The sequence below is a fragment of the Achromobacter agilis genome, from assembly GCF_900496965.1.
GTDB lineage: Bacteria > Pseudomonadota > Gammaproteobacteria > Burkholderiales > Burkholderiaceae_B > Achromobacter > Achromobacter agilis.
Genome location: NZ_UFQB01000033.1, coordinates 30,172 through 42,124, shown reverse-complemented (window position 1 = coordinate 42,124; position 11,953 = coordinate 30,172). Strand labels below are relative to the sequence as shown.

At 68.4% G+C, this 11,953-nt stretch carries 11 protein-coding genes; 8 read left to right on the top strand and 3 right to left on the bottom strand.

The genetic code is table 11. The annotated features are described in order from the left end of the window. Positions 1–25 precede the first annotated feature (25 nt). Genes AGI3411_RS27240 through AGI3411_RS27205 form a run of 8 tightly spaced genes read left to right on the top strand, consistent with a single transcriptional unit; the run spans position 26 to position 9,250 of the window. Complete coding sequence (locus AGI3411_RS27240; protein WP_208748189.1) at positions 26–655, top strand: TRAP transporter small permease; 630 nt, start codon at positions 26–28, stop codon at positions 653–655. Positions 656–694: 39 nt separating this feature from the next. Further along, positions 695–2,101, top strand: a complete 1,407-nt coding sequence (locus AGI3411_RS27235) for a TRAP transporter large permease (RefSeq protein WP_129530434.1) — start codon at positions 695–697, stop codon at positions 2,099–2,101. Between the two features lie 13 nt (positions 2,102–2,114). Beyond that, entirely contained in the window at positions 2,115–2,861 is a 747-nt protein-coding gene (locus AGI3411_RS27230) for an SDR family oxidoreductase (RefSeq protein WP_129530433.1), read from the top strand. Between the two features lie 27 nt (positions 2,862–2,888). After that, positions 2,889–3,755, top strand: coding sequence for a fumarylacetoacetate hydrolase family protein (locus AGI3411_RS27225; RefSeq protein WP_129530432.1), 867 nt, complete (start codon positions 2,889–2,891; stop codon positions 3,753–3,755). Between the two features lie 24 nt (positions 3,756–3,779). After that, positions 3,780–5,315: a UxaA family hydrolase gene (locus AGI3411_RS27220; RefSeq protein ID WP_129530431.1), complete on the top strand. Its 1,536-nt coding sequence runs from the start codon at positions 3,780–3,782 to the stop codon at positions 5,313–5,315. Between the two features lie 46 nt (positions 5,316–5,361). Next, on the top strand, positions 5,362–6,573 hold the full coding sequence (manD, locus tag AGI3411_RS27215) for a D-mannonate dehydratase ManD (protein WP_129530430.1): 1,212 nt from the start codon (positions 5,362–5,364) through the stop codon (positions 6,571–6,573). Positions 6,574–6,576: 3 nt separating this feature from the next. Then, positions 6,577–8,145, top strand: a complete 1,569-nt coding sequence (locus AGI3411_RS27210; protein WP_129530429.1) for a mannitol dehydrogenase family protein — start codon at positions 6,577–6,579, stop codon at positions 8,143–8,145. 40 nt (positions 8,146–8,185) lie between these two features. Next, entirely contained in the window at positions 8,186–9,250 is a 1,065-nt protein-coding gene (locus tag AGI3411_RS27205; RefSeq protein ID WP_129530428.1) for an Ldh family oxidoreductase, read from the top strand. Between the two features lie 37 nt (positions 9,251–9,287). On the opposite strand, the gene AGI3411_RS27200 is transcribed toward AGI3411_RS27205, so the two are convergent. The 3 genes from AGI3411_RS27200 to AGI3411_RS27190 all read right to left on the bottom strand — a co-directional run bounded on the left by AGI3411_RS27200 (position 9,288) and on the right by AGI3411_RS27190 (position 11,945). Continuing rightward, a complete protein-coding gene (locus AGI3411_RS27200; protein WP_129530450.1) occupies positions 9,288–10,289 on the bottom strand; it encodes an amidohydrolase family protein in 1,002 nt (333 codons plus the stop codon). An 11-nt stretch (positions 10,290–10,300) separates the two neighbouring features. Then, positions 10,301–10,834: a 3-hydroxyanthranilate 3,4-dioxygenase gene (locus AGI3411_RS27195; protein WP_129530427.1), complete on the bottom strand. Its 534-nt coding sequence runs from the start codon at positions 10,832–10,834 to the stop codon at positions 10,301–10,303. A gap of 118 nt (positions 10,835–10,952) precedes the next feature. Beyond that, entirely contained in the window at positions 10,953–11,945 is a 993-nt protein-coding gene (locus AGI3411_RS27190) for a LysR substrate-binding domain-containing protein (protein ID WP_129530426.1), read from the bottom strand. Positions 11,946–11,953 lie beyond the last annotated feature (8 nt).

The following is an 11,953-nucleotide window of genomic DNA, read 5'->3' as shown; positions in this document are numbered from 1 at the left end:
CCCGATTCCGCACTAGGGGAACGCCATGCATTCAGATGCCAAGGCCGCCGTGATGGCGGCGGCCAGCCACAACCCTGCCCGGCCGACCGGGCAGCAGCCTCCGCCGGCCACCGCGGAGGAGATCGTCCACAGTTTCGAGGAGGCCGACCACCACGAGGTCAGCCTGTCGGGCTACCAGCCCGAGGACTGGATCTGCCTGGCCATATTCTGGGTCATGGCGCTGCTGGTCTTCCTGCAGTTTTTTTCGCGCTACGTGCTCAACGATTCCTACGCGTGGACGGAGGAGCTCGCCGTCTACTGTCTGATCGGCGTGGTGTTCCTGGGCTCGGCCATGTGCGTGCGCGCCTGCCGCCACATCCAGGTGGACTTCCTGTACCGCTACCTGCCGCGTCCCGCGGGCCGTGCGCTGGCCACTGTCATCGATCTGCTGCGCACGGCGTTCTTCGGCTATGCCGTGTGGCTCACGTACCGCTACATCGTTCTGGTGGGCGATGAGCCCATGACCACGCTCTTCTGGAACAAGGCCTATGTCTACTGGATGGCGCTGGCCGGATTCGTCTTGATGTTCCTGCGCTCCGTGCAGGTGTCGATAGGCAATTGGCGCCAGGGCTATTCCATCCTGGAAAACCCCGCGGCCTACGAGTCGCTGGACTAGGCGGCCCCGGAATCCGATAACGACAACCGGAAGCGAGACATGGGCATACTGATCGGAACCTTTCTGCTGTTGATGATCTTCGGCCTGCCGGTGGCGGTGGCCATGGCGGGCGCATCGCTGCTGTTCGTGCTGATCTCGGGCAGCGTGCCCGACGTGGTGGTGGCGCAGCGCATGATCGCGGGCGTGGAGTCTTTTCCGCTGCTGGCCGTGCCGTTCTTCATCCTGGCCGGCAACCTGATGAACATCGCGGGCATCACCGGCCGCATCTACAACTTCGCCGTGGCGCTGGTGGGCTGGATGCGCGGCGGGCTGGGGCAGGTGAACATCATCGGCTCGGTCGTGTTCGCCGGCATGTCCGGCACCGCCATCGCCGATGCCGCAGGCCTGGGAACCATCGAAATCAAGGCCATGAAGGATCACGGCTACGAGACCGAGTTCGCGGTGGGCGTGACGGCCGCCTCGGCCACGCTGGGCCCCATTATCCCGCCGTCACTGCCTTTCGTGATCTACGGCATGATGGCCAATGTGTCGATCGGCTCGCTGTTCCTGGCCGGCCTCATCCCCGGCGCCGTGCTGACCTTGCTGATGATGCTGACCGTGGCCTACTACGCGCGGCGCAACAACTGGGGCGGCGACGTGTCGTTCGACTGGAAGCGGCTGGGCGGCGCCACGCTGGAAGTGGGCATCGTGCTGGCGTTCCCACTGGCGATCTGGCTCATGACAGAGGCAGGCATGTCGGCCAACCTGGCGGCGGGCATCGCCTTCGCGGTATTGCTGGCGCTGGACTGGCGCTACAACTTCTCTGCCGTGATGGCGCTGATGGCGCCCGTCATCCTGATCGGCGGCATGACGCTGGGCTGGTTCACGCCCACCGAGGCCGCGGTGGCCGCCGTGATCTGGGCGCTGTTCCTGGGGTTGGTGCGCTACCGCTCCATGACCTTGCGGACCTTGGCCAAGGCCTCGTTCGACACCATCGAGACCACCGCGTCGGTGCTTTTCATCGTTACCGCCGCGTCCGTGTTCGCCTGGCTGCTGACCACCACCCAGGCGGCGCAGGCGCTGACCGACGGCATTCTCAGCGTGACGCAGAACAAGTGGGTGTTCCTGTTGATGGCCAATGTGCTGATCCTGATCGTGGGCTGCTTCATCGACACGATCGCCGCCATTACCATCCTGGTGCCGATCCTGCTGCCCATCGTGCTCAAGCTTGGCATCGATCCGATCCACTTCGGCCTGATCATGACGCTGAACCTGATGATCGGCCTGCTGCATCCGCCCATGGGGATGGTGCTGTTCGTGTTGGCGCGCGTTTCCAGGCTGTCGGTGGAGCGCACCACGGTCGCCATCCTGCCCTGGCTCGTGCCGCTGTTCCTGGCGCTGATCGCCATCACCTACGTCCCGCAGATCACGCTCTGGCTGCCCACCGCCATGGGCATGGCCAAGTAAGGAGAGAACCGTCATGACTGGAAGACTGCAAGGCAAGACCGCCATCGTCACCGCCGCCGGGCAAGGCATAGGCCGCGCCGTAGCCGAGGCCTATGCGCGCGAAGGCGCCGATGTGCTGGCCGTGGACATCAACGGCCAGGCGCTGGAGACGCTGGCGGGATGCCGCCGCCGGACGCTGGACCTGACCGGCGCCGGCGCCGCCGCCGAGCTGGCCGCCGAGGCCGGCCCGGTAGACGTGCTGTTCAACGGCGCCGGCTTCGTGCACGCCGGGACCATCCTGGATTGCGACGAGCAGGCCTGGGACTTCTCGTTCGAGCTGAATGTGAAATCCATGTACCGCATGATCCGGGCCTGCCTGCCGGGTATGCTGGCGCGCGGCGCAGGCTCCATCGTCAATATGGCCTCGGTGGCTTCCAGCATCAAGGGCGCGCCCAACCGCTGCGTCTATGGCGCCACCAAGGCCGCGGTGATCGGGCTGACCAAGTCCGTGGCCGCGGACTACGTGAGCCAGGGCATACGTTGCAACGCCATCTGCCCGGGCACGGTCGAATCGCCTTCGCTGCGCCAGCGCATCGAAGCGCAGGCGAGCGCGGGCGGACAGACGCTGGCCGCCGTCGAGGCGGCCTTCGTCGCCCGCCAACCCATGGGCCGCATCGGCAGCGCCGCGGAGATCGCGGCGCTGGCGCTGTACCTGGCCAGCGACGAGTCCGCCTTCACCACGGGCACCGCCCAGGTGATCGACGGCGGCTGGTCGAATTGAAAATTCACTACACACAAGGAACATGAGATGAAACTGTTGCGCTATGGCGCGAAAGGCGCGGAGAAACCCGGGATGATCGACGCCCGCGGGCAGGTGCGGGACTTGTCCGCGGTGTTGCCGGACATTACCGCCGCCACGCTCACGCCCGGGGGCCTGGCGCCGCTGCGCGCGCTGGACCCGGCCAGCCTACCGCTGGTGGACCGCCCGGGCCGGTTGGCTCCGCCCTGGAGCGGCATGGGCAAATTCATCTGCATCGGTCTGAACTATGCCGACCATGCGGCCGAGTCCGGCCTGCCGGTGCCGGCCGAGCCGGTGATTTTCATGAAGCCTACCTCGGCCGTGGTCGGCTGCAACGATCCGGTGGTGCTACCGCAGGGCTCCGTCAAGACCGACTGGGAAGTCGAGCTGGGCGTCGTGATCGGCGAGCGCGCCCGCTACGTCAGCGAAGCCGATGCCATGAAGCACGTGGCCGGCTACTGCGTGGTCAATGACGTGTCCGAGCGCGAATACCAGATCGAACGCGGCGGCACCTGGGACAAGGGCAAGGGCTGCGACACCTTCGGTCCGGTCGGCCCCTGGCTGGCCACCGCCGACGAGATCGCCGACCCGCAGGCACTGGACATGTGGCTCGACGTCAACGGCAAGCGCTACCAGAACGGCAGCACCCGGACCATGGTGTTCGGCGTGGCGCAGCTGGTGTCCTACGTCAGCCGCTTCATGACGCTGTACCCGGGCGACCTGATCAGCACCGGCACGCCGCCGGGCGTAGGCATGGGCCAGAAGCCGGCGCCCGTCTACCTGAACGCGGGAGACGAGATGCGGCTGGGCATCGCCGGCCTGGGCGAGCAGCGGCAGCGCGTGCATGCCTGGGACCCGTCGCTGATCGACGGTTAGCGCCGCGCACGCCAGGAGCCATCCATGTCTGAAACCGATACGGCGGTCATACGCATCCACCCGGCCGACAACGTAGTGATCGCCACGCGCCAGCTGGCCGGCGGCACCCGCCTGGCGGACGAGAACGTCACTGTCCGCGGGCTGGTGCCTCCCGGGCACAAGGTCGCGACGCGGGCCATCGCCGCCGGCGAGCCGGTACGGCGCTACAACCAGGTCATCGGCGTGGCGCGATGCGATATCGCCGCGGGCGCGCACGTTCATATCCAGAACCTGGCGTTCTCCGACTTCGAGCGCGACTACGCGGTGGGCGCCGACGCGCGCCCCACCGACTACGTCGACGCGCCGGCGCAGTTCGAGGGCATCCTGCGGGCCGACGGCCGCGTCGCCACCCGCAACTACATTGGCATCCTCACCAGCGTGAATTGCTCGGCCACGGCGGCCCGCGCCATCGCCGACCATTTTCGCCGCGACATCAATCCGGATGCGCTGGCCGGCTATCCCAACGTGGACGGCGTGGTGGCGCTGACGCATGGGGCGGGCTGCGCTACCGGCAGCGAGGGCGAGCCGCTGCGCCTGCTGCGCCGCACGCTCGGCGGCTACGCCAGGCATCCCAATTTTGCCGGCCTGCTGGTGCTGGGGCTGGGCTGCGAGACCAATCAGATCGGCGGCCTGATGGCGCAGGAAGGCCTGCGCGAAAGCGGGCTGCTGCACACGTTCAACATCCAGGAAACCGGCGGCACGCGCAAGACGGTGGAGCACGGCATCGCGTTGGTGCGCGCCATGCTGGCGCAGGCCGACCAGGTCCGCCGCCAGCCCGTGCCGGCCGCCAGCCTGACCGTGGGCCTGCAATGCGGCGGTTCCGACGGCTATTCGGGTATCAGCGCCAACCCCGCGCTGGGCGCCGCGGTGGACTTGCTGGTGCGCCACGGCGGCACCGCCATACTGTCGGAGACCCCGGAGATCTATGGCGGCGAGCACCTGCTCACGCGGCGCGCGGCCACGCCCGAGGTGGCGGCCAAGCTGCTGGCCCGGCTGCGCTGGTGGGAAGCCTACTGCGCCCGCAACGACGCCGAGATGGACAACAACCCGTCGGCCGGCAACAAGGCGGGAGGGCTGACCACCATCCTGGAAAAATCCCTGGGTGCCATCGCCAAGAGCGGCACGACCCGGCTGGCCGACGTGTACGAATACGCCGAGACGGTCCGCGAGCGCGGCCTGGTATTCATGGACACGCCGGGCTATGACCCGGTTTCCGCCACCGGCCAGGTCGCCGGCGGCGCCAACCTGATCTGTTTCACCACCGGCCGCGGCTCGGCCTATGGCTGTGCCCCCGCGCCTTCGCTGAAGCTGTCGACCAACACGGCGCTGTGGCAGCGGCAGTCCGACGATATCGACATCAATTGCGGCGAGGTGGTCGACGGCGCGCAAAGCGTGGCCGAGATGGGCGAACGCATTTTCCGCCTGATGCTGGAGACGGCCTCGGGCCGGCGCACGCGCAGCGAGGAACACGGCTACGGCCAGAATGAATTCGTGCCTTGGCAGCTGGGCGCAGTGATGTAGGCGCCCGGCTCCGGCCAGGAGTTTCCAGCATTCCACAGGACCTTTCATGAAGATCACCCAAGCGCGCGTTATCGTCTGCAGCCCCGGCCGCAACTTCGTCACCTTGAAGATCGAAACCGACGAAGGCCTGCACGGCATCGGCGACGCCACGCTCAACGGCCGCGAGCTGGCCGTGGCGGCCTACCTGACCGAGCACGTGATTCCCTGCCTGATCGGCCGCGACCCGCAGCAGATCGAGGATATCTGGCAATACCTGTACCGCGGCGCGTACTGGCGGCGCGGGCCGGTCACCATGTCCGCCATCGCCGCCGTGGACACGGCGCTGTGGGACATCAAGGCCAAGGCCGCCGGCATGCCGCTGTACCAGCTGCTGGGCGGCAAGAGCCGCTCGGGCGTCATGGTCTACGGCCACGCCAACGGCCGCGATATCGATGAAACCGTGGACGAGGTGTTGCGCTACCGCGAAATGGGCTATCAGGCCATCCGCGCGCAAAGCGGGGTGCCGGGGCTGAACTCAGTGTACGGCGTGGGCCGCGGCCGCATGTTCTACGAACCGGCGGATGGTTCGTTGCCGTCCGAGCACGATTGGTCCACGGAAAAATACCTGGACCACGCGCCGCGCCTGTTCCAGCGGGTGCGCGACGCGGTGGGCTGGGACACCCATCTGCTGCACGATGTGCATCACAGGCTGACGCCCATCGAAGCCGGCCGGCTGGGCAAGGCGCTGGAGCCGTACCGCCTGTTCTGGATGGAGGACGCCACGCCGGCAGAGAACCAGGAAGCCTTCCGGCTGATCCGCCAGCATACGGTCACGCCGCTGGCGGTGGGCGAGGTCTTCAACACCATCTGGGATTGCAAGGATCTGATCGAGCACCAGCTGATCGACTACATCCGCGCCACGGTGGTGCATGCGGGCGGCATCACGCACCTGCGCCGCATTGCCGATCTGGCCGCGCTCTACCAGGTGCGCACCGGCTGCCACGGCGCCACCGACCTGTCGCCGGCCTGCATGGGGGCGGCCCTGCATTTCGACCTGTGGGTGCCGAACTTCGGCATCCAGGAGTACATGCGGCACACCGAAGAGACCGATGCGGTGTTTCCCCATGCTTACACCTTCGACCAGGGCATGCTATACCCTGGCGACGCGCCGGGCCATGGGGTCGACATCGACGAAAAGCTCGCCGCCGAATATCCCTACCAACGCGCCTACCTGCCGGTCAACCGGCAGGCGCATGACGGCGCACTATGGCATTGGTAATCCATGCTCGAACGTTTGAATTCGGAGTCTCTGCCGCATCTTCCCGAAGATGTGGAACAACCCGCCTATGACCGCAGCCGGGTGACCCCCGGCATCGTGCACCTGGGCATCGGGGCTTTCCACCGCGCCCACCAGGCGGCGGTGACGGACCTGGCGATGGCCGCCAGCGGAGACCTGAGCTGGGGCATCCAGGGGGTCTCGATGCGCAGCCCGGCGACGCGCGACGCGCTGGCGCCGCAAGACGGCCTGTACACCCTGGCGCTGCGCGATGCCGGCCCGGACGGGCGGCCCCGAGAACAGTTGCGGGTGATTGGCTCGGTGCTGCGCATCGTGGTGGCCGAGGAAGATCCCCAGGCGGCGCTGGAGCGCATCGCCTATCCGCAGACCCGCATCATCAGCCTTACGGTTACCGAGAAGGGCTACTGCCACGAGCCGTCCACCGGCTACCTGCGCTGGGACCACCCCGACATCGCGCACGACCTGGAACATCCGGACCGGCCGCGCAGCGCCATCGGCATGCTGGTATACGGCCTGGCGCTGCGGCGCGAGCGCAGCCTGCCGCCCGTCACGCTGCTGTCCTGCGACAACCTGCACGCCAACGGCGACACGCTGCGCAGCCTGGTGCTGGCCTTTGCGCTGCGGGTGGACGTGGCCTTGACCGCGTGGATCGACAAGAACTGCGCCTTCCCGAATTCCATGGTGGACCGCATCGTGCCCGGCACCCAGGACGATGACCGCGCGCGCGTGGCGGACCGCCTGGGTTTCGCGGATGCCTGGCCGGTGGTGGGGGAGCCCTACCTGAACTGGGTCATCGAGGACAAGTTCGCCGCCGGCCGGCCCGCCTGGGACATCGCGGGCGGCGCAAGCTTCGTGCGCAACGCCGCGCCGTACGAACGGCTCAAGCTGCGCATGGTCAACGGGCCGCATTCCGCGTTCGCGTACCTGGGCTCGATGCTGGGCCTGCGCACCAATAGCGAGGCCGCCGCCGCGCCGGCGCTGCGCCGCTACGTCGATGACATGATGCGGCTGGAGATCGCGCCCACGCTGCGCGGCATTCCGGAATCGGGGCTGGAGGAGTACCGCCTCCGCTTCCTGGCGCGCGTGGCGAATCCGGCGCTGCCGCACCGCACGCGGCAGATCGCCATGGACGGCTCTCAGAAGGTGCCGCAGCGTCTGCTCGCCGTCATCCGCGACCGCTTGCGCCGGGGCGACGATTTCAACCGCCTGGCCCTGGCCGTGGCGGCGTGGCTGCACTACCTGCGCGGGCACGACGAGCTGGGCAATACCTATTCCATCCAGGACCCGCTCGCCGAGGCGCTGGCCAAATTGCTGGCGCGCGCCGATGTGGCCGCGGCTGCCTCGGCCCCGTCGCAGGCGGCGCACCGGCGCGCCATGGTGCTGGCCGGATTCCGGCCCGTGTTCGGGGACATGGCCAGGAAGCCCGCCTTCGTCGACGCGCTGGCCGAGCAGCTGGAACGCCTGCGGACGCTCGGCGTGCTGGGCGCGCTGGAAGCCCTGGAGCGGGACGCGGCCCGGCAGAGCGAGGCGCCGCAGGCCGTGCCGGCCGCATGAAGGCCGGCGGCCTGCCGCCGGCATCGACAAGGAGCGCAGCATGGCGAGGCAGCAGAACGTGGGTGCGGAGCAGTGGCAGCAATGGGCCGAAGCCTGTCTGCGGGCCCTGGATTTCAGCGAAGCCGATGCCCGCTGCCTGGCGTCCAGCCTGGCGCAGACCAGCCTGTGGGGCATCGACTCCCACGGCATCGCCCGGTTGCCGCACTACCTGAACCGGGTCGTCCACGGCTCGATCCTGGCGCGGCCGGATATCCGCATCGAGCGCAGCGGCCCGGCCACGGCACAGGCGCACGGCGGACAGGGCCACGGCATCGTGGTGGCGCATCGCGCCAACGCGGCCGCCCTGGAACTGGCGCGGGAGGCCGGTGTAGGCGCCGTGGGCGTCAGCAATTCTTCGCACTGCGGCGCCATTGGCCTGTACACGCGCGCGGCCGCTAGGGAAGGGCTGATCGGCATCGGCTTCACGCACTCCGACGCCATCGCCGCGCCGTTCGGCGGCCGGCAGCCGTACTTTGGCACCAATCCCGTGTCCTTCGCATTCCCCAGGCAGGGTGGCGAGCCGCTATGCCTGGACATGGCGACGACTTCGATCCCGTGGAACCGCGTCGTGAACGCGCGCCGCGATGGCACGGCGCTGCCCGCGGGCGTGGCGCTGGATGCCGAGGGGCGCGGCGCGACCGACGCCGCGCGCGTCCGGGCCTTGACGCCGCTGGGCGGCGAATACGGCCACAAGGGCTACGGTCTGGCGATGATGGTCGAGCTGTTGTGCGGGCCGCTCAATGGCAACCCCTACGGCCCGCACATCGGTCCCATGTACGAGCAGCTGGAGCGCGCGCGCGAACTGGGCGCGTTCTTTATCGTTATCGATCCCGCCCGGTTCGCCGGGGGCGCAGCGCTGGCCGCGGTGGTGGCGGGTATGGCGGCCGAACTCGCGGCGCAGCCGGGTTCGCCGCGCGCGCCGGGCGATCCGGAGCTGGCCGCGCAGGCGCAGCGCCAGGCCTGGGGGATTCCCGTGCCGCCCGCGCTGAAGGCCGAAATGGCCGAATGGAGCGGCAGGCTGGGCCAGCCCTTGCCGCCGTTCCTGCCGCCGCGCGGCGAGGCCTGAGGGTGGCCGTTGCGCGCCGGCCCTGAGGCCCCGGAGCCTACTGGTCCAAACCGAAGAACTCCACCGTGTTGCGGCACAGGATTTTCTGCTGCACCTCCGGACGCAGGCCGGCATGGGTCACCAGCCTGCCCACTTCCTGCTCGCCCAGCGGATAGGGATAGTCGGAGCCCAGCAGCACACGGTCTTCGCCCATCACGTCGATCAGCAGCCGGAGCGCGCGCGGATCGAAGACCGCGCTGTCGGTATAGAAGCGGTTTGTATAGGACGATGGCAGTTGCGGGCAGTCCTGGCGGATGATGTCGCGGTGCCGCCAGGCGTTGTCCACGCGCCCCAGCAGGAAGGCGAAGCTGCCGCCGCCATGCGCGAAGCACAGCTTCAGGCTGCGGGGGATGCGCTCGAAGGCGCCCGACAGGATCAGCGACAGGATGCCCAACTGGGTTTCCGCCGGCATGGCGACCAGCCATGGCAGCATCCACCGCTTCATGCGGCCGTCCGTCATCATGTCCCACGGATGCACCAGCACCGGGATCCCGTCGTTGGCGCAATGGATCAGGAACTGCACCAGCGTGTCGTCGTCCAGGTCGCGCGGCCCCACGTGATTGCCGATCTGCACGCCCAGGTGGCCGGCAGCGCGCGAGCGCGACGCTTCGCGGCAGGCCAGGTCCAGGTCCTGCAGCGGTACCTGCGCCAGCGCCTTCAGGCGCGAGGGCGCATGAGCGCAGTGTTCGAGCGCCAGGTCGTTCATGCGCGCCGCCCAATCGGCCGCAGCCTGCGCGGGGTAGGTGTAGCCGAACATGATGGGCGTGGCGCACAGGATCTGCACGTCCACGCCGTGGCGATCCATCTGCCGCACCCGCAATGCAGGATCCCAGAGCGTGGCGTCCACCGGGCGAAACGGCTTGTCGCCCGCCATGATCTGGCCGGTGGAACCGTCGCCTTCCGGGCGCAGCCAGGGCGCGCTGACGGGGTCGAGCGCAGCGGCTTCTTCCCGCGTGATCGGCGGAAAGAAGTGCGCGTGCATGTCGATTTTCTGAACCATCCGGGGGGCGTTCATACGGGCGTTTCTCCCTTGCCGGGGTGGATCGCGCCGCAGCCCGGACAGGTGCGTTTATCGGCGCTGGAATAGAAGGCCTGGAACAACGGCGGCAGATCGGTCACGATGCTCTGCAACTGCACCTCCGCGCGGTGGACCAGGTGGTGGCACTGCGGGCAATACCATTCGAAACCATCCAGCAGGCCCGCGGGGCGCTGACGCTCGATGACCAGGCAGGCGCTGCCGGCTTCCGGCCGCTGCGGCGAATGGCGCACGTGGGGCGGGAGCAGGAAGATGTCGCCTTCCTTCAGGTCCACGCGTTCCGGCTTGCCGTCTATCCAGAGCGACAGCCAGGCGTTGCCGCGCAGCTGGTAGAAAAATTCTTCCAGCGGGTCGTCGTGGTAATCGGTGCGCACGTTCGGCCCGCCGACCACGGTGACGATGAAGTCAGCGTCCTGCCACACCTGCTTGTTGCCGACCGGCGGCTTGAGCAGATGCGCGTTGTCGTCGATCCAGCGCCGGAAATTTAACGGGGAACCGTAGGCGAGCATGGGAAACTCCAGAGAGAAGGGGGGCTGCGCTCTACCGGGAGTCTAGGCGCAGCGGTCAGCGCCTGCACAATAGAAATTGCGCGGCTGGCTATGCCATTCATCTATCGCGGGATAACCCCTAACCGTCGCCGTCAACCGCCATTCCTGGCAGCGCCGGCGCGCGCTGCGCGGCGATCTGCGTCAGGTAGTCCACCAGCCGCAGGCAGGCCGGGGTCAGGGGGCGGTCCGCCCGGACCGAATAGCCCACGTCGCCGAAGGCGCCGAAAACATCCGTAGGCAGCCGCACGAGAAGGCCCATGGACAGGAATTGCGCCGCCGCGTCGTAAGGGATCAGCGCCAGCGCATCGCTATGCATGAGCACGCCGATATTGGTCAGCAAGGAAAGCGATTCGAGTTGCCGGGCCGGCAGGCGCAGGCCGGCGTCGAAGAAGGTGCGCTCGATCGAGGCCCGCAGCGGCGACGCCGGGGCGGGCAGGATCCAGATGCAGCCAGCCAGGTCGGCCAGCGCCACTTCCCGCGCGTGGGCCAGCGGGTGGCGCGCGCCGGCCACCAGGCACAGCGCTTCCCGGTACAGCCTGTGGTGGTCCACGGCGACGCCGGAGATCGATGCCATGTCCGCGCCGGGCAGCCGCCCGACGACGATGTCCAGGTCGCCCGTGGCCAGGGCCGGCAGGAGCTGGGCGGTCGGCCCTTCGCGGACCGTGACCTGGATGCCGGGATGCTCGGTCATCAGGCGCGCTATGGCCTCGGGCAGCAGCTTGGCCGAGGCGGCGATGAGCGTTCCCACCACGACATGGCCGCTGGCGCCTCCCAGCACCGCGTCGATGTCGTCGGCCATGTAGCGGATCTCGGCCATCATGGCGTGGACGCGGCGGCCCAGCACCAGGGCCAACTCCGTGGGCGCGACGCCCCGGTTGGAACGTTCGAACAGCGTCGCGCCGAAGAACGCTTCCAGGTCGTGGATGGCCCGGGTGACGGTGGGCTGGGTCAGGTGCAGTTCGCTGGCGGCGCGCGACAGCGAGCGGCGCGCCAGCACGCGCTCGAAGATCTGCAGCTGGTGCAGCTTCAGCTTGTGGCTGAGCGCGTTGGGCGTAATGCGGGAGTTCGCCATGCGTGCCG

Bases quoted from the DNA above. Each gene is read 5' to 3' on its own strand.
- AGI3411_RS27240 (WP_208748189.1), top strand. From the start codon at position 26: ATGCATTCAGATGCCAAGGCCGCCGTGATGGCGGCGGCCAGCCACAAC.
- AGI3411_RS27235 (WP_129530434.1), top strand. From the start codon at position 695: ATGGGCATACTGATCGGAACCTTTCTGCTGTTGATGATCTTCGGCCTG.
- AGI3411_RS27230 (WP_129530433.1), top strand. From the start codon at position 2,115: ATGACTGGAAGACTGCAAGGCAAGACCGCCATCGTCACCGCCGCCGGG.
- AGI3411_RS27225 (WP_129530432.1), top strand. From the start codon at position 2,889: ATGAAACTGTTGCGCTATGGCGCGAAAGGCGCGGAGAAACCCGGGATG.
- AGI3411_RS27220 (WP_129530431.1), top strand. From the start codon at position 3,780: ATGTCTGAAACCGATACGGCGGTCATACGCATCCACCCGGCCGACAAC.
- manD (WP_129530430.1), top strand. From the start codon at position 5,362: ATGAAGATCACCCAAGCGCGCGTTATCGTCTGCAGCCCCGGCCGCAAC.
- AGI3411_RS27210 (WP_129530429.1), top strand. From the start codon at position 6,577: ATGCTCGAACGTTTGAATTCGGAGTCTCTGCCGCATCTTCCCGAAGAT.
- AGI3411_RS27205 (WP_129530428.1), top strand. From the start codon at position 8,186: ATGGCGAGGCAGCAGAACGTGGGTGCGGAGCAGTGGCAGCAATGGGCC.
- AGI3411_RS27200 (WP_129530450.1), bottom strand. From the start codon at position 10,289: ATGGTTCAGAAAATCGACATGCACGCGCACTTCTTTCCGCCGATCACG.
- AGI3411_RS27195 (WP_129530427.1), bottom strand. From the start codon at position 10,834: ATGCTCGCCTACGGTTCCCCGTTAAATTTCCGGCGCTGGATCGACGAC.
- AGI3411_RS27190 (WP_129530426.1), bottom strand. From the start codon at position 11,945: ATGGCGAACTCCCGCATTACGCCCAACGCGCTCAGCCACAAGCTGAAG.